At 36.2% G+C, this 19,310-nt stretch carries 15 protein-coding genes; 5 read left to right on the top strand and 10 right to left on the bottom strand.

The features are described from left to right. Positions 1–70 precede the first annotated feature (70 nt). From LAU42_RS04235 to typA, 3 genes are all read right to left on the bottom strand, one after another. A complete protein-coding gene (locus LAU42_RS04235; protein WP_224184446.1) occupies positions 71–4,984 on the bottom strand; it encodes an immunoglobulin-like domain-containing protein in 4,914 nt (1,637 codons plus the stop codon). 141 nt (positions 4,985–5,125) lie between these two features. Continuing rightward, complete coding sequence (locus LAU42_RS04230; protein ID WP_224184445.1) at positions 5,126–5,455, bottom strand: YlaH-like family protein; 330 nt, start codon at positions 5,453–5,455, stop codon at positions 5,126–5,128. 10 nt (positions 5,456–5,465) lie between these two features. Then, positions 5,466–7,310 (bottom strand): translational GTPase TypA, encoded by a 1,845-nt coding sequence (gene typA / locus LAU42_RS04225; RefSeq protein WP_224184444.1) that lies wholly within the window; start codon positions 7,308–7,310, stop codon positions 5,466–5,468. Positions 7,311–7,425: 115 nt separating this feature from the next. Here typA and LAU42_RS04220 point away from each other — a divergent pair, with 115 nt between their 5' ends. Further along, a complete protein-coding gene (locus LAU42_RS04220) occupies positions 7,426–7,611 on the top strand; it encodes a DUF5325 family protein (RefSeq protein ID WP_224184443.1) in 186 nt (61 codons plus the stop codon). 191 nt (positions 7,612–7,802) lie between these two features. Next, positions 7,803–8,672 (top strand): hypothetical protein, encoded by an 870-nt coding sequence (locus tag LAU42_RS04215; protein ID WP_224184442.1) that lies wholly within the window; start codon positions 7,803–7,805, stop codon positions 8,670–8,672. Here LAU42_RS04215 and LAU42_RS04210 read toward each other — a convergent pair. Then, the gene (locus LAU42_RS04210) at positions 8,669–9,490 is read right to left on the bottom strand and encodes an inositol monophosphatase family protein (RefSeq protein WP_224184441.1); all 822 of its coding nucleotides are present in this window, start codon (positions 9,488–9,490) and stop codon (positions 8,669–8,671) included. The genes LAU42_RS04215 and LAU42_RS04210 overlap by 4 nt on opposite strands. 109 nt (positions 9,491–9,599) lie before the next feature. Between LAU42_RS04210 and LAU42_RS04205 the strand changes: the two genes are divergently transcribed. From LAU42_RS04205 to LAU42_RS04195, 3 genes are all read left to right on the top strand, one after another. Continuing rightward, entirely contained in the window at positions 9,600–10,211 is a 612-nt protein-coding gene (locus LAU42_RS04205; protein WP_224184440.1) for a YktB family protein, read from the top strand. 156 nt (positions 10,212–10,367) lie between these two features. Further along, on the top strand, positions 10,368–13,334 hold the full coding sequence (gene fdhF, locus LAU42_RS04200; protein ID WP_224184439.1) for a formate dehydrogenase subunit alpha: 2,967 nt from the start codon (positions 10,368–10,370) through the stop codon (positions 13,332–13,334). Beyond that, positions 13,334–13,996 (top strand): helical membrane plugin domain-containing protein, encoded by a 663-nt coding sequence (locus LAU42_RS04195; protein WP_224184438.1) that lies wholly within the window; start codon positions 13,334–13,336, stop codon positions 13,994–13,996. Before fdhF ends, LAU42_RS04195 begins: the two co-directional genes overlap by 1 nt. A 70-nt stretch (positions 13,997–14,066) precedes the next feature. On the opposite strand, the gene LAU42_RS04190 is transcribed toward LAU42_RS04195, so the two are convergent. The 6 genes from LAU42_RS04190 to LAU42_RS04165 form a co-directional block, all read right to left on the bottom strand. Next, the gene (locus LAU42_RS04190; protein ID WP_224184437.1) at positions 14,067–14,867 is read right to left on the bottom strand and encodes a DUF4064 domain-containing protein; all 801 of its coding nucleotides are present in this window, start codon (positions 14,865–14,867) and stop codon (positions 14,067–14,069) included. A gap of 84 nt (positions 14,868–14,951) precedes the next feature. Next, entirely contained in the window at positions 14,952–16,025 is a 1,074-nt protein-coding gene (locus LAU42_RS04185; protein ID WP_224184436.1) for an ABC transporter substrate-binding protein, read from the bottom strand. Further along, a complete protein-coding gene (locus LAU42_RS04180; RefSeq protein WP_224184435.1) occupies positions 16,025–16,831 on the bottom strand; it encodes an ABC transporter permease in 807 nt (268 codons plus the stop codon). The genes LAU42_RS04185 and LAU42_RS04180 overlap by 1 nt, the downstream gene beginning before the upstream one ends. Further along, positions 16,828–17,634 (bottom strand): ABC transporter permease, encoded by an 807-nt coding sequence (locus tag LAU42_RS04175; RefSeq protein WP_224184434.1) that lies wholly within the window; start codon positions 17,632–17,634, stop codon positions 16,828–16,830. Before LAU42_RS04175 ends, LAU42_RS04180 begins: the two co-directional genes overlap by 4 nt. Position 17,635: 1 nt before the next feature. Next, entirely contained in the window at positions 17,636–18,718 is a 1,083-nt protein-coding gene (locus tag LAU42_RS04170; protein WP_224184433.1) for an ABC transporter ATP-binding protein, read from the bottom strand. A gap of 9 nt (positions 18,719–18,727) precedes the next feature. Then, a complete protein-coding gene (locus LAU42_RS04165; RefSeq protein WP_224184432.1) occupies positions 18,728–19,270 on the bottom strand; it encodes a helix-turn-helix domain-containing protein in 543 nt (180 codons plus the stop codon). Between the last annotated feature and the right edge of the window lie 40 nt (positions 19,271–19,310).

Below are 19,310 nucleotides of genomic sequence, written 5' to 3'. Positions count from 1 at the left end.
AAAATGTATACATACATTTTTCAGCGTTTTTAATACTACATTTTAATGATTACAAATCATTAATTTCTATCTATTTTTTTCTTCTTGAAACAAATAATGATACAAATCCAAGGCTAAGTAATGCGCTTGCAACAGGCAACAGGCCATTTTGTTCACCTGTTTCTGGTAACAAAGCTTTTGCGGTGTCATTTTTTGCTGACTCACCTTTTGTTTTTTGGTCAACTTGTTTTTGAGAACTGCTATTCATATTATGAACATCGTTTTTATCTTGCATTAAATTTTGTTTACCTCTATTTTCATTATTTGAAGTGCCTAATTTAGAGGTTACATTATTTACCGCATTTACAATTACAGTTCGTTCTAATGTAAATGTTCCTCCATTTGAATCAGTTACTTTATATTTTACTTCGTAAGATCCTGGCTTTGTTGTATCAACATTGTTAAAGATAACTTCAACATTCGACGTGATGTTACCATCTTCCTTATCAGAAACGATAACACCATCCAGTGGATTAAATTTTTCCCCTACTTTTATTTCATTAGGTGCTACAACTTTAATTTCTGGAACAGAATTTTTATGTTCTTCATTTACTGGTGGCTTCGTCACAGGTGGTACTTGTGATTTATTTACTGTTACAGTTCTTGTTAAAGTAAATACATTTCCTTTTGAATCCGTTACTTTATAAACGACTTGATACGTACCTGGCTTAGTTGTATCTACGTTATTTGATACGACAACGACTTTCGATGTAATATCTCCGTCTTCTGTATCTGTCGCTTTAATCCCTGTTAATGGGTTAAATGCATCTCCAACGATATAGTTATTCGAAGCACTGCTTGTAATTTTCGGTGCTGTATTTGGTGCTGGTGGCACTTGTACCGCACTTACTAATACATTACGTGTTAACGTAAACGCACTGCCTTTTGAATCCGTTACTTTGTATACGACTTGATACGTACCTGGCTTAGTTGTATCTACGTTATTTGATACGACAACGACTTTCGATGTAATGTCTCCGTCTTCTGTATCTGTCGCTTTAATACCTGTTAATGGATTGAATGTATCACCAACAGTTAAGTTGTTTGATGCGCTGCTTGTAATTTTCGGTGCTGTATTTGGTGCTGGTGGCACTTGTACCGCACTTACTAATACGTTACGTGTTAACGTATACGCACTGCCTTTTGAATCTGTTACTTTATAAACGACTTGATACGTACCTGGCTTAGTTGTGTCTACGTTATTTGATACGACAACGACTTTCGATGTAATGTCTCCGTCTTCTGTATCTGTCGCTTTAATCCCTGTTAATGGGTTAAATGCATCTCCAACAGTTAAGTTGTTTGATCCACTGCTTGTAATTTTCGGTGCTGTATTTGGTGCTGGTGGCACTTGTACCGCACTTACTAATACATTACGTGTTAACGTATACGCACTGCCTTTTGAATCCGTTACTTTGTATACGACTTGATACGTACCTGGCTTAGTTGTATCTACGTTATTTGATACGACAACGACTTTCGATGTAATATCTCCGTCTTCTGTATCTGTCGCTTTAATACCTGTTAATGGGTTAAATGCATCTCCAACAGTTAAGTTGTTTGATGCGCTGCTTGTAATTTTCGGAGCTGTATTTGGTGCTGGTGGCACTTGTACCGCACTTACTAATACGTTACGTGTTAACGTAAACACACTGCCTTTTGAATCCGTTACTTTGTATACGACTTGATACGTACCTGGCTTAGTTGTATCTACGTTATTTGATACGACAACGACTTTTGACGTAATGTCTCCGTCTTCTGTATCTGTCGCTTTAATACCTGTTAATGGATTGAATGTATCACCAACAGTTAAGTTGTTTGATGCGCTGCTTGTAATTTTCGGTGCTGTATTTGGTGCTGGTGGCACTTGTACCGCACTTACTAATACGTTACGTGTTAACGTAAACGCACTGCCTTTTGAATCTGTTACTTTGTATACGACTTGATACGTACCTGGCTTAGTTGTATCTACGTTATTTGATACGACAATGACTTTTGACGTAATGTCTCCGTCTTCTGTATCTGTCGCTTTAATACCTGTTAATGGGTTAAATGCATCTCCAACAGTTAAATTGTTTGATGCGCTGCTTGTAATTTTCGGTGCTGTATTTGGTGCTGGTGGCACTTGTACCGCACTTACTAATACGTTACGTGTTAACGTAAACGCACTGCCTTTTGAATCCGTTACTTTGTATACGACTTGATACGTACCTGGCTTAGTTGTATCTACGTTATTTGATACGACAACGACTTTTGACGTAATGTCTCCGTCTTCTGTATCTGTCGCTTTAATACCTGTTAATGGGTTAAATGCATCTCCAACGATATAGTTATTCGAAGCACTGCTTGTAATTTTCGGTGCTGTATTTGGTGCTGGTGGCACTTGTACCGCACTTACTAATACATTACGTGTTAACGTAAACGCACTGCCTTTTGAATCCGTTACTTTGTATACGACTTGATACGTACCTGGCTTAGTTGTATCTACGTTATTTGATACGACAACGACTTTTGATGTAATGTCTCCGTCTTCTGTATCTGTCGCTTTAATCCCTGTTAATGGGTTAAATGCATCTCCAACGATATAGTTATTCGAAGCACTGCTTGTAATTTTCGGTGCTGTATTTGGTGCTGGTGGCACTTGTACCGCACTTACTAATACATTACGTGTTAACGTAAACGCACTGCCTTTTGAATCCGTTACTTTGTATACGACTTGATACGTACCTGGCTTAGTTGTATCTACGTTATTTGATACGACAACGACTTTTGATGTAATGTCTCCGTCTTCTGTATCTGTCGCTTTAATCCCTGTTAATGGGTTAAATGCATCTCCAACGATATAGTTATTCGAAGCACTGCTTGTAATTTTCGGTGCTGTATTTGGTGCTGGTGGCACTTGTACCGCACTTACTAATACGTTACGTGTTAACGTAAATGCACTGCCTTTTGAATCTGTTACTTTATAAACGACTTGATACGTACCTGGCTTAGTTGTATCTACGTTATTTGATACGACAACGACTTTTGACGTAATGTCTCCGTCTTCTGTATCTGTCGCTTTAATCCCTGTTAATGGGTTAAATGCATCTCCAACAGTTAAGTTGTTTGATCCACTGCTTGTAATTTTCGGTGCTGTATTTGGTGCTGGTGGCACTTGTACCGCACTTACTAATACATTACGTGTTAACGTATACGCACTGCCTTTTGAATCCGTTACTTTGTATACGACTTGATACGTACCTGGCTTAGTTGTATCTACGTTATTTGATACGACAACGACTTTCGATGTAATATCTCCGTCTTCTGTATCTGTCGCTTTAATACCTGTTAATGGGTTAAATGCATCTCCAACAGTTAAGTTGTTTGATGCGCTGCTTGTAATTTTCGGAGCTGTATTTGGTGCTGGTGGCACTTGTACCGCACTTACTAATACGTTACGTGTTAACGTAAACGCACTGCCTTTTGAATCCGTTACTTTGTATACGACTTGATACGTACCTGGCTTAGTTGTATCTACGTTATTTGATACGACAACGACTTTTGATGTAATGTCTCCGTCTTCTGTATCTGTCGCTTTAATACCTGTTAATGGATTGAATGTATCACCAACAGTTAAGTTGTTTGATCCACTGCTTGTAATTTTAGGCATAGTATTTCTTTCACTTACTAAAATATTACGCGTAAAATTTCCAGTATTACCTTGCGCATCAACAACGTGGTATATAACTTGATACGTTCCTGCTTTTGATGTATCTACATTATTAGACACTATTGTAATTTTAGAAGAGATATCCCCTTCTTCTGGATCCATTGCATTTACTCCATCCATTGGATTAAAATTATCGTTTACGAAATAATTGTTTGAAGCTGATGATGTAATTTTCGGTGCATTATTTGGAACTGCTACACTTACTGTTCTGACTAACCTAGCAGTTTGCCCTTTACTGTCTGTTACTTCATACACAACTTGATATGTACCTGCTTTAGTTGTATCTACATTATTTGAAGCAACGACAACTTTAGAAGTGATCGTACCATCTTCTGTATCTGTTGCAACAATTCCTTTTAATGGGTCGAATGTTTGACCAACTGTGTAGTTATTAGTATCATTAGAAACTATTTTAGGAATATCGTTTGCTACAGGTTTAGGTTGAACAGTAATCGTTCTTGTTAATCTGAATGTCTGATTTGTTGTATCAGTGACTTGATATACAATTTGATAAGTACCAGGTGTAGTTAAATCAACATTATTTGATACAATTTGAATTTTGGGAGTTAAGTCTCCATCTTCAGCATCCGTTGCAGTTACACCAGTTAATGGATTAAATGCGTCACCGACAGTATATGTATTTGATGCTGTATTTGTAATTTTTGGAATACTTTGTGGTGTCGTGTCTGATACTAAAATATTTCGAGTTGCTTTCGCAATATTTCCATTCGAATCAGTGACTTGATATACAACTTGGTAAGTTCCTGCTTTTGAAGTATCAACGTTATTTGATATAACTTGAATGTTAGCAGTTAAGTCACCGTCTTCAGCGTCAGTTGCACTCATACCAGTTAACGGATTAAATGTATCTCCAACTTTATAATTGTTTAATGCAGTAGTAGAAATTACGGGGATATTATTCGCAGCTAAAGCCATAACAGGTGCATCATTTGTCGATTTTAATGCAATTGTAGACGAATCAGGTTTGTCAGTAGATGATTGCTTAGTAGATGTATCAGGTGAAGTACTATTAGAAGTTGATTGATTTGTATCATTTGTTCGTGGTTGGTTAGAAGCACTTTCAGTTGTTGTTTCTTTAGACGGTGTTGTCGTTTCAGTTGCAGCATCCGCATCATGCGCTACAAAAAACAATGTTCCAATCAATAACGATGCAGTACCAACGCTCATCTTTCTAATCGAAAATTTTTGTTGCTTATTTGTAAATTTACTCATTAAGCTTTCCTCCCTAAAATTATTACCTTAATATTACAGTGTATACGACTAATTTACAAATATTTTATTTTTTTAGAAAAGATATCTTCTAAATGTATATTTATAACAATGAAAAAAAGAGAAGACGAAATCGTCTTCTCTTTATGTTTGTTTTCTTTCTTTATGCAGTCTGTAGCGATATAATCCTAATACAATTGCTGCGATAATCAGACTTTCTCCTATCGGTAAAAATACCGCTAAAAATGTCAGGATAATACATCCGATAAACAGCATGATATAAATTACGACATTTTGCCAAGGTTCAATTTTACGCGCGAATCCTAAGTTATAGACAATTGCACTTAAAATAAATATCGCAATTAGTAAATACCACATACCGGCATCTGGATTTTTATCTACTGCAAACAGTTTTGCGAGAAATGACATTCTTTGTTCAGGATCGACACTGACGTTCCCTATAAGAAAGTTCATTTAATCACTCCTATTCTTCTTCCTGCAGTGCAGCTTTCGCTTTCTTCTGTTCTCTTTCACGTTGAGATTTATCTAACGTTTTCTTTCTTAAACGAATTGATTCAGGTGTAACTTCCACTAACTCATCATCATTTAAGTATTCTAACGCTTCTTCAAGTGTTAAGATTCTAGGTTTTTTCATTGTTGTTGTCTGCTCTTTTGTTGCAGAACGAATGTTGTTCGCTGCTTTTACTTTCGTAATGTTGACCGTTAAGTCATTATCACGTGAGTTTTCACCAACGATCATACCTTCATAAACTTCAGTACCTGGTTCCATAAAGTTTGTACCACGATCTTCAAGGGCTAAGATTGCATAAGTACTTGCAACCCCTTTATCAATTGATACGAGTACACCGTTACGACGGCCACCGATACGACCTTTAAGTAATGGGCGATATTCATCAAATGTATGGTTTAAAATACCATAACCACGTGTCATCGACATGAATTCAGTACGGTAACCGATTAATCCACGTGCAGGTACGTTGAAAATTAAACGTGTCTGTCCGTTTCCACTGTTCACCATGTCAACCATTTCACCTTTACGAGTACCAAGTGATTCTATTACTGATCCTGTATGTTCTTCAGGAACATCAATTTGTACACGTTCGTATGGTTCATATTTCTTACCATCAATTTCTTTAACGATAACTTCAGGTTTAGAAACTTGTAATTCAAAGCCTTCACGACGCATGTTTTCGATTAAGATAGAAAGATGTAGTTCTCCACGTCCAGAAACTATCCAGCTATCTGGACCAACTGATTCAACACGTAATGAAACGTCAGTTTCAAGTTGTGATTCTAAACGGTCCTGAATGTTACGTGCAGTAACAAACTTACCTTCTTTACCAGCAAATGGCGAGTTGTTAACTGAGAATGTCATTTGTAATGTCGGCTCATCGATTCTTAATACAGGTAATGCTTCAGGATTATCAACTGGCGCAACTGTCTCACCTACGTTAATATCTTCCATTCCTGATACAGCGATTAAATCTCCTGCATATGCTTTTTCAATTTCTACACGTTTTAATCCGAAGAAACCGAAAATTTTAGTCACACGGAAGTTTTTAATCGTACCATCTAATTTAATTAATGATACTTGCTGTCCTACTTCCATCGTACCGCGGAACACACGTCCGATACCGATACGTCCAACATAATCGTTATAATCCAGCAATGCAACCTGGAACTGAAGGTCTTCTTCACGGTTATCAACAGGTGCAGGTACGTAATCTATAATTGTTTCGTATAAGCTCTGCATGTTCTCATCTTGTGTTGATTCATCTAAACTTGCTGTTCCGTTAATTGCACTTGCGTACACAACCGGGAAGTCAAGCTGTTCATCATTTGCTTCTAATTCAATAAATAAATCATACACTTCATCTAATACCTCTTCAGGACGAGCTGAAGGTTTGTCGATTTTATTAACGACTACTACTGGTTTTAAATTTTGCTCTAACGCTTTCTTTAATACGAAACGCGTTTGAGGCATCGTGCCTTCATAAGCATCAACAACAAGTACAACACCGTCTACCATTTTCATAATACGTTCAACTTCTCCACCGAAATCGGCGTGTCCTGGTGTATCTAAAATGTTAATACGTGTTCCTTTATAATCAATTGCTGTATTCTTCGCTAAGATCGTAATACCACGTTCTCTTTCGATATCATTTGAATCCATTGCACGCTCATCTACTTGTTCGTTATCACGAAACGTTCCTGATTGTTTCAATAATTCATCTACTAATGTAGTTTTTCCATGGTCAACGTGGGCAATAATTGCAATATTACGTACATCTTCTCTTAATTTAGTCATCTGGACTTTCCCTTCTTAATCAACTTACAGTTTTTATGTAACTGTGATATTATAACATATAATACGATTTTAATATATCCTGTATTTTATAGAAAGCAAAAAGGAGTAATTACATATGAAAAAAAGTACGATTACACAATTCATATTTGCATGTTTTGCAGTATTAATGCTTATATTATTCAGCATCGGATTAGCTGAAGGTAACTTTATTATTATGGGGATTGCAATTATTTTATTTATTGCGACTTTCGGCGTCGGTTTTACATTTAAGAAGAAATTCAGAGAAAGTGGAGAATTATAATATTTTTATTAAATGACTATTTTTTAATTTTTGTATGAAATTTTTTCGTTTTATATGCAGAAATTAAAAAATCGCACTGAAATTTTTAAATTTCAGTGTTTTTTTTTTGCGATTTTTCAATTTTTGCAGTTTGATAATGATTTGTCTGCAAATTATAGTAAAACTATCACATTCAGAAAGGAGTTTCAATAATGAAACCACTCGGTAAACCACATACTTTGACAGCTCTAGAAGCATTATCGCATCGCACTACACTTACTGCTTCAACGAAAGCAATATTCGACACAATTCGTAATCGTTATGAACTTGAATGTCAGTTTGAACAATTTCTGAAGATTACTGGATGTGATCAGTTTGAATGCATCTGGCAATATTATACGCACCATAATATTTATATCAACCTCATTCTTATTACAGATAATGCTGTACATCTCTTTAAATTTAATAATTATCACGGTCTGCATTATATTGATGGTGACGGCATGCTTGTGAATAGTATTACATTAGAAGCACATGCTGATTTAAGTGAATTGTACTGTATGAAATATTCAGTAATAAATGTTATGCCTGAAACTTCAACCCAATTGCCTGTGTATACAAAGTGTATCATGATGAACGAATCGTTTGAACTGGATGTACATAGCTACAATGGAGATATACTAACAAAGAAGCAAATCATTCCATATCTCGAACGATTAAGTCGCGCTTCAAAAAAAAAAAAAAACAGCACCTTCAGCGCTGTCTTATTAAATAGCTGTTCACATCAATCAATAATAATCCCTACCTATAAAACAGGTATTTGCTGTCCTGAATGTCAGTCGATTAATCGTATGACAAGATATAAGTCACTCAATTATTGTGATAAGTGCGATTCTGTCATTCGTATGGATGAATTATTTCAATTTAATATACAGCAATATATTGCACTTTCAGAAGAGAAACTAACACGTCGAACATTAGATAGATTTACAGACGGTTACTTTCCGGCATTTATATCCGTTAAACTATTAAATAAATATTTCGAACGACAAGGTTCTAAAAGAGGTACTTACTACGTTTAACGGTTATGGAAACGGCCTTGATGTATCGTTAGTAATTCTGACTGAAACGGTTTCATATAGTTGTTGTAAATTTCGTGATGCAATGCTTTATTTGCAACAAGAATCGAATTCGCATGCAGCATATTGAGAGATTCATCTAACTGATTTGTTACAACTGCACCCACTTCTTCTGCAATAATTAATCCACCTGCAAAGTCCCACGGGTGTAATCGTAGCGTAATATATGCATTAACCTTTCCTGTTGCAACATATGCAAAGTCCAGTGCTGCAGAACCATAACTTCTCGCACTTCTCGCATCAACGACAATTGGACTATATATCGGTGCTGTATAAGGTTTCGTTAACCAATTAGGATTAATCGATACAATTGATTGCTTTAATGCCGTATGTGTTAACGGCGCAATCGGACTGTCATTCAAATATGCCCCGTGTCCTGCACACGCACTGTACAATTTATCACGCATAACATCATAAATTACACCTGCATATTTTTTTCCGTCGATGAATACGCCGACAGAAATTGCAAAGTTCTCGCTCTGATGAACGAAGTTTAGCGTGCCATCGATAGGATCAATAATCCAGACAGTCCCGGATAAATCATTTATATCTTTTCCACTACCCTCTTCACCAATGATTTTATGTTCTGGATAAGTATTCATAATTGTTTCATATAGAAAACGCTCAGTTTCTTTGTCCATATTTGTCACTAAGTCGTTTGCATTAGATTTTGTTTCTATTAATAAAGGCTCATTTAATTTTTGTCGTATGTTACTGCCCGCCTGAATAGTAATTTCTTTCATAAATTCAAATAATTCCATGGCTACGCCTCCTTATTCCATAGTTTCATTATACATGAACGGATATATTAGCAAAATTGTTTCAACTTAGATAGAATAATAGCATAATAAAAAAAAGAGTGAGGTTATTATGGCTAAATATCATTTTACAAATAAAGATTTCAAAGTTTTTACCGTAGACGGTCTTGAGCCTAGAATGAATGCGCTGATTGAAACGACGCGTCCAAAATTAGAAGCGCTTGGTGAACATTTTAGTGCTTATTTAACAGAACAGACGGATGAAACTTTTTATGCACACGTTGCGAAACATCTTCGCCGTAAAACGAATCCACCTAACGATACGTGGGTTGCATTTGCAACGAATAAACGCGGATATAAAATGCTCCCCCACTTCCAGATTGGCTTATTCGATGACCATGCATTCGTACTATTCGGTGTTATATACGAGTCTCCTGAAAAAGAACGCATGGCTAAAAAGTGGCGAAATCAACTTACTGAAATTAAAAATTTAGACGATCACTTTATCATTAAAGGCGACCACATGAAGAAGTCATTTGAATATATTAAAGATATCGACAATGAAAAAATCGAACAATATATCAATCGCCTCGAAACTGTTAAAAAAGGTGAGTTAATGTTTGGTAAAGTTTTTTATCCAGGCGATGAATCATTAAAGTCCGATAAAAAATTTCTAACTGCTATAGAATCAACATTCTTTGCATTACTTCCACTATATCAGTAATAATTTTTACCTGCGTATATATACGCAGGCTTTTTATTTTTATATAGTAAATTTCTGCTTCATATTGCGATAATAAAATTGCAATAATACACAGATAATTTATAATTGAATTAGGGCGTAATATTTTTAACTATTAAATAGAAGTGGGGTAATTTTATGAATGATGTAACATCACAAACTATCAGCATCACGCTGAATGGTAAACCGATGGAAGTTCCAGGCAATGTAAGCATTCTAGACTACTTAAGGTTTAAGGGCATCGATGTTCCGGCATTATGTTATCATCCAGATCTTGGCGCGATTGAAACATGTGATGCATGTATCGTTGAAGTAAACGGTGAACTCGTGCGTTCATGTAGTACACAGCTTAAAGACGGGGATGTCGTAAAGACAGGTTCAAGCAAAGCATTTGAAGCGCAGATGATCGCGATGGACAGAATTTTAGCGAATCATGAACTATATTGTACAGTTTGTGATTTTAATAATGGTAACTGTACAATTCACAACACTGTAAAAGAACTTAAAATCGATCATCAGGCGACAGCACAATCTCCAAAAGGTGCGCCTAAAAATATCGGTAAATTTTACCGATACGACCCGGATCAATGTATTTTATGTGGCCGATGTGTTCAGGCATGTCAGAACGTTCAAGTTAACGAAACGTTAATGATTGACTGGGAATTAGAACGCCCGCGTGTTATTTGGGATGGTAACCGTGACACAAATATTGATGATTCATCATGTGTTAACTGTGGTCACTGTTCAACAGTATGTCCATGTAATGCGATGATGGAAGTTGGTATGGTCGGAGAAGCAGGATTCTTAACGGGTATGCTAAAAGATGCATTCCGTCCAGCAGTTGAAGTAACAAAAGCAGTTGAAACAGGATATACACCACTTATGGCAATTTCAGATGTAGAAGCTGAAATGCGTAAAGATAGAATTAAAAAGACGAAAACAGTATGTACATACTGTGGTGTCGGTTGTTCATTCGAAGTATGGACGAAAGGTCGCGACATCTTAAAAGTTGAACCAAGTCCAGAAGCACCGGCGAACCAAATTTCTACTTGTGTGAAAGGTAAATTTGGCTGGGATTTTGTGAATTCTGGTGAGCGTTTAACAAAACCGTTAATTCGTGAAGCAGATGGATTCAGAGAAGCAACATGGGATGAGGCACTTACATTAATTGCTTCTAAATTTAAAGAAACAATTGCTACTCGAGGACCAGAAAAATTAGCATTCATTACATCTTCAAAATGTACAAACGAAGAATCGTTCTTAATGCAAAAATTAGCACGTCAAGTTGTAGGTACAAACAACGTTGATAACTGTTCAAGATACTGTCAGTCTCCTGCTACAATGGGACTTTGGAGAACTGTAGGTTACGGTGGTGACTCTGGATCGATAACTGACATTGCAAATGCAGGACTTATCATCGGTCTAGGAACAAACACAGCAGAAGCACACCCTGTTATTGCAACACGTGTGAAGAGTGCACAAAAATTACGCGGCTCTAAATTATTAGTTGTAGATATTCGTAAACACGAACTGGCAGAACGTGCGGATATGTTCGTTCGTCCTAATCCAGGTAGCGACCTCGTATGGTTAAACGCTGTAACGAAATATATCATTGATAATAACTGGCAGGATCAGGCATTTATTGATAAACACGTTAACAATTACGAAGCACTTGTAGAAAGTTTACAGAAATTCACAATCGACTATGCTGCAGAACATACAGGCATGTCTAAAGAAAAAATTATTAAAATTGCAGAAATGGTACATGAAGCGAAGTCTACAGTCGTAATGTGGGCAATGGGTGTTACTCAGCAACGTGGTGGTAGTGATACTTCAACAGCTATTTCTAACTTATTACTCGTTACTGGTAACTACATGAAACCTGGTGCAGGATCATATCCATTACGTGGTCACAACAACGTTCAAGGTGCATCAGATATGGGTAGTATGCCGACACACCTACCTGGATATCAGAAGATTTCAGATAAAGCTGCACTGGATAAATTCAGTAAAGCATGGGGTGTTGAAATGAACCCGAACGTCGGTCAGAATAACCACCAGATGGTTGATGCGATGCATGCTGGAGAGCTGGATGTACTTTACTTAAAAGGTGAAGATATGGGTATTGTTGACTCTAACGTTAACTATGTACGTGAAGGTTTTGAAAAGCTTAAATTCTTCGTTGTACAGGATATTTTCTTCTCAAAAACAGCAGAATATGCTGATGTTATTTTACCTGCTGCACCAAGTTTTGAAAAAGAAGGTACTTTCTCAAACACAGAACGACGCATCCAGCGTTTATACCAAGTTATGGAGCCACTTGAAGGTACTCGTCCAGACTGGCAGATCATTCAAGATATCGCGCAACATTTAGGTGCTGACTGGAATTATTCACATCCAAGCGAAATTATGGATGAAATCGCATCATTAACACCAATTTATTCTGGTGTTACGTATGATCGTTTAGAAGGATTTAATAGTTTACAATGGCCAGTTAAAGAAGACGGCACAGATTCTCCATTATTATTTACTGAAGGATTCCCGTTCGAAGATAAGAAAGCGAACTTCTTCCCTGTTGACTGGACAGAACCTACTGAGTATGAAGCACAATATGATATTCACGTGAACAACGGACGATTACTTGAGCACTTCCATGAAGGAAATATGACTTACCAAGTTAAAGGACTTGCAATGGAAACACCAGAAGCGTTCTTAGAAATCTCTCATGAACTTGCAGCAGAACGTGGCATTGAAACTGGTAACTTAATCCGTCTGCAATCTCCATACGGCAAAGTCGACGTACGTGCGCTTGTGACAGACCGTGTATTCGGTAAAGAAGTTTACTTACCGATGAATGACAATGGTGATGCAGCAATAAACTTATTATCAAGTTCTATTGCAGATAAAGATACATCTACACCTGCTTATAAAGAAACGAAAGCAAAACTCATTATTCTGGATAAAGGTAACAAATCACCATTACCAGAGAATAACTTCCGCTTCGGAAACCGCGTACCACAAATGGGCGTGAACGTTCAGGCGAAATGGAACCGTAAAGATTATGTATATCCAGGTGATATCGTAAATAAAAGAGGTGAAAAATAATGGCACAACCAACACGTGTAATCAAACCGATGGAAGTTGATGTTGAAGCAGTTCGAGAGAAGGAATTACGTGAATTAGAAGATCAGTTAATCAAGCATAAAGATACTTTAAACAAACTTTTCCGTTTACTTGAACAACTCGATGAGCACGAAGCATTAAACCTTGCAAATGCTGCACTTGCACAGAGTGACCCGATATTAACGCGAGTGTTAAAAGCCGTTAACGAAACAGAAACAGACCAGGCGATTCGAAACGCACTACTTTTAGTTCAAGGATTAGGTAAATTTAATTTCAGTGATATTGAACCGATGATTCTGAAATTTAACAAAGGGTTAAAATTATCTACAGAGTACAACCAAAGTAAACCTCTTGGCTGGCTTGGATTAATTAAAGTATTAACGAATAAGGATTTCGTAGAAGGTTCAATCGTCTTAACGAAATTCGTTAAAGGATTCGGTACATCGTTTGCACAACTTAAAAAAGAACAAGGCATCGTAGATCCTGTTCATACTGATGCCGGCAAACAAGGAAATGTACATCATGTTGAATTACCGAGTAAAGCATTAAACGACAACGTCTACGAAAGTAATGCAAAGTATATCGGCATTGCTGCTGGAATTGGTGCTGCCATTTCCATCGGCTCACTTCTTCTAAAAAAATAAATCAAAAAAAGATAGAGACTTCAAAGTCTCTATCTTTTTTTGATTAACAGACGAAACGGCCTCTAAATTATTATCGTCTATTGTTATAATTTTCACGACGTTCATCTACTGCACGCTTCGTATTATCCACATAAGTCACTCGGTCTTTATCTCCATCGTGGTTATTATCAAAATCAGTTTCAACACGCTCTGATGAAACGTATTCTGATTCAACATCTTCACGTTTATGTGGGTCATGTTCATATGTCGTTTCTTTAACCGGTTCTGTTTTAGCTTCATCAGCATCATATGCATATGATTTCTCTTTTTCAATATGAGCATCACGCTCTACATATGCTGGCGCTGTTGCATGATCACGTTCTTCATATGATTTCTCTTCGTAGTAATCATTGTTCGTAATGACTTTATCTTTACGCGCGAATAATAAAATTGCTGCGATAAAGAAGAATAAAGGAATAAAGCCTAAGAAAATTGTAAAGAAAAAGATTGTTGTTAATAATCCAGCAAGTAATAATAAAATACCTGCTAAAATTCTCTTTTTCATCATTAACAATCCAAGTAGCCCTACTACAATCGGTAATACTGTATAAGCTAAAAAGTACCAAGTGTATGTTATTAACGCAGGGACAAATTCATCAACTGACATTCCAAACTGATTAAACATATCTGCAAATTCCTGATTACTTTGAATTTGTGAATTTAATTGTGTCTTCATCTGCGTAATAAATTCTGGATTGTTTGCAGTGACTAATAATTGAAATAAACTAAATAGCGCAATCGCTAGTAATGAAAGCCATGCTAGCCATCCAAAGATTTTTTCTGGAATTCGACTGACTGGTTTTACTGTTTGCGTATATTCTCTACGACTCATATATACATCTCCTTTAAGTTGTTTGTATTAGTGTACCCTCATTATATAAAATTATGCATCAAATTAAATTTAAATGTCGCTGATTTACTTCAGCGACATTTTAAATTTAAGAAACAGTTCATTATATTTTTTTATGTTTTCATACCCTAAATCTTTATATACTTCTAGCTTATCCTGTACTTCTTTACTCGGATAGAAACGTTCGTCTTCTCGTATTTCCTTATCAAGCAGTTTAAGCGCCGCATCGTTAGGTGTTGCATAGCCGACCCACTCTGTATTTTGTTTCGCGTTTTTAGCGTCAAGCATGAAGTTAATAAATTCATGAGCACCTTTAACATTTTGCGCAGTTTTCGGGATAACGATATTGTCAAACCAGAGATTCGAACCTTCTTTCGGAACGACAAAATCCAAATCTTCGTTTTCTGTCATAATATCTGCACCCATACCACTCCATACAACTGCAACATCCGCTTCTTTTTGTACCATCATTGTATTAATTTCATCTGCCACGACACCTTTAACGTTTGGCGCAAGTTTTTCAAGCTTCTGTTCTGCCTTTAATAGTTTTTCAGGGTCCGTTTCATTAAGTGATTCTCCCATACTATTGAGTGACAATCCAATCGCTTCACGTGCACCATCAACGATTAAAACATTATTTCTTAAACGTTTATCCCATAAACTATCCCAGCTCGAAAAATCGATACCTTTCGTAGTTTCTGGATTATATAGGATACCTACTGTTCCCCAGAAGTATGGTATTGAATATTTATTCTGCTTATCAAATGGTAGATCCATATAATCAGGATTAATATTTTTTAAATTCGGAATCATTTTATGATCAATCGGTAATAATAGCTTTTCACTCTTCATCTTCTGAATTGCATACTCGCTCGGTACAGCGATATCATAACTCGTACCACCGTTTTTTATCTTTGCAAGCATCGCTTCGTTTGAATCAAATGTTTCAAGTACAACACGAATTCCTTTTTCTTTTTCAAACTTTTTCAGTAGATCAGGATCAATATATTCTCCCCAGTTATATACATAAAGGACATTCCCTTTTTCTCCTGAAGGTGGCGGATCGATAAATCGACTTGAGAATAATAATAAGATTGCAACAGCAAGTGAAATAAAGATTAACTGCATCAGTTGTTTCATTACTTAGCACCTGCCTTTAACTTCTTTTTATCAGCGTTTGATGATAATACATAGTATATCGCTATAACTGTCATAACAACGATGAACATCAATGTACTGATTGCATTAATTTCCATTGATATACCTTTACGTGCCATTGAATAAATTTCTACAGATAATACACTGAATCCATTACCTGTTACGAAGAAACTTACCGTAAAATCATCTAAACTATACGTTAATGCCATAAAGAATCCAGCAAATGCACCTGGCAGTATATGCGGAATAATGACATTTTTTATCGTCTGCCACGTACTCGCACCGAGATCGTAACTTGCGTTTATGAGCGACGTATTTAAGTCATACAGTTTCGGTAAAACGAGCAGTACGACAATCGGTACACAAAATGCGATATGCGAAATGAGTACAGACCAGAATCCTAAACCTAACCCTGTAAAGTGCCCAATTGCAGTAAATAAAATTAAAAATGAAGAACCGATTACAACGTCAGAACTTACCATTAATATATTATTTAAAGTTAATAGACCAATCTTAATCTTTTTGTTGCGCATATAATGAATCGCTATTGCACCACATATTCCAATTACTGTCGAAATACTTGCTGCAATTAACGCTACCGCTAAAGTGTTGACAATGATAACGAGTAATCGTTTATTTGCAAACACTGCTTTATAGTGATCCAGTGTAAACGATTCAAAGTGATTCATATTTCCAGCTGAGTTAAATGAATAAAACATTAAGTAAAATATCGGGAAATATAAAATGAACAAAGCAACGGCTAAGAATACTTTGCCTCTTAATTTCACTTTATATCCCCACTTTCATTTTTAGATTTCGTGACAATCATTACGAATGCCATCGCTAAAATTAAAAAGACAGCGATTGTAGAACCCATACCGTAGTTTTGTGTCACTAAAAACTGCTCTTCAATTGCAGTTCCTAAGTTTACAACTTTGTTACCAGCGATAAGTCGAGTAATCATAAATAAACTTAATGCGGGAATAAATGTGACTTGAATGCCTGTTTTAACACCTTCCATTGAAAGCGGCATGATGACCTTTCTAAACGTCATCCATTCATTCGCACCTAAATCACGTGAAGCCTGAATTAAATTATCCGGTATTTCATTCATACTGTTAAATATCGGTAATATCATAAACGGTATGTATATATAGACCGATACAAATACGAATGCGCTATCTGTAAATAAAAGATGCGTTGTCGGTAAATGCAGAAAATGAAGCATGTCATTAATCGTACCTTCCTTACTGAAAATCCCGATAAATGCATATGTTTTCAGCAATAAGTTAATCCACGTCGGTAATATAATGATTAGTAACCATAGTTGCTTATGCTTCGCATTTTTCAGAACGAGTGCGATTGGATATGCAAATATTAAACATAAGACAGTAATGATAAACGCATAAACAAATGACGAAAGCGTCATCTTTAAATATGCAGGCGTTAAAAACGTTGCATAGTTTTCAAATGTAAACTTGCCATCGTGATTTGTAAATGAAGTATAGAATATCATTACGAGTGGCATTACGATAAATAATAAAATCCATAAAATATAAGGGACTAAAAAGTACTGCTTTGCTTTTTGCATATTACACCTCGTATGACTCAATACGACGATCGAATTCTTCTTCAGTTTCACCAGGTAACATAATATGAATCGCTTCTTCAGTAAATGTTAAACCTACATTTTCTCCAGGTGTTGCCTGTTTCGTCGACTGAATAATCCATTCGTTCCCGGCTTCATCCATACAGCAAATTTCGTAATGTACCCCACGGAAAAGTGTACTGTCTACTACTGCCTGAACTTTACCTAACTCCGACGTCGTAATTTCTATATCTTCAGGACGGATTACAACATCTACTTTCGCGTTTTGTTTAAATCCTTTATCGACACATGCAAAACGTTTTCCATACATTTCTACGACATAATCTTGTACCATAATACCGTCAACGATATTAGATTCACCGATAAAGTCAGCGACGTAACGATTCACTGGCTCATCATATATATCTAGTGGTGTACCACTTTGTTCTATCTTGCCTTTATTCATAACAAATATATAGTCGCTCATCGCAAGTGCTTCTTCCTGATCATGTGTTACGAAAATAAATGTTTTTCCGAGACGGTTCTGAATTTCACGTAATTCATACTGCATCTCAGTTCTCAGTTTTAAGTCTAACGCACTTAACGGTTCATCAAGTAGTATTACTTCCGGATCATTAACGATCGCACGCGCAATTGCAACACGTTGTCTTTGTCCGCCACTCATGTCTTTAATGTCTCGTGATTCAAAATCTGCAAGCTTCACGAGTTGTAATGCCTCACGGACTTTTGTTTTAATGACCTCTTCTTTTACTTTTTTTATGCGAAGTCCGTAAGCGACATTCTCGAATACATTTAAATGTGGAAATAGTGCGTAGTCCTGGAAAACAGTGTTCACTTTTCGTTTATTCGGTGGTACGTCGTTAATACGCTCTCCATCAAAGTAAATATCTCCATCTGTTGCTTTCTCGAATCCGGCAATTAATTTTAATATTGTCGTTTTTCCGCATCCTGATGGCCCAAGTAACGTATAAAATTTACCTTTTTCAATTTCAAAACTAATATCATTCAGTATCGTATTATCCCCATATGATTTTGTCACATGGTTAAATTGTATAAACTGTTCCATTGTTCACCTCTATAAGTATGATTCTGTCGCAACGATTAATACTTGTGCTGTTTCTTTCGTACGGTTGTATAATTGATGCGATTCATTGGCTTTAAAGTAAAATGATTCACCTTTTGCCGCATGATAATCCTTACGACCGATGCGAATACTCGCTTCACCTTGTAAAACATATATAAAGCTGTCAGATAAACTCGGCAGAAACTTTTTATATTTCTTACCTGGCTCAATCGTAATAATAACAGGTTCCATATCGAACTCATTTGAGTCCGGCACAAGCCAATTGATCATATAGCCATTATCATATTCATCGTAAATTGTCTGCTCTGACTTCGGATAATGTATACGCTGTTCATATTGCTGTTCACTGAAGAAGTCTTTCGGCTTAGAACCAAGTACTTCAAGAATATTAAAAAATGTTTCCATAGAGGGCGAACATAAATTGCGTTCTAATTGTGAAATATACCCTTTTGATAAATCTGTACGTTCACCAAGTTCTTCTTGTGTTAAGTTTTTCTGGCGTCTTAAATCTTTTATCTTTTTACCGATATCCATAAATTCACACCTTAGTTTAATGATAATAAACAATTAGTTT

It is taken from the genome of Macrococcus armenti (assembly GCF_020097135.1).
GTDB lineage: Bacteria > Bacillota > Bacilli > Staphylococcales > Staphylococcaceae > Macrococcoides > Macrococcoides armenti.
Note: the sequence above shows the minus strand (reverse complement) of the source record. Positions and strands in the feature narration are given on the sequence as shown.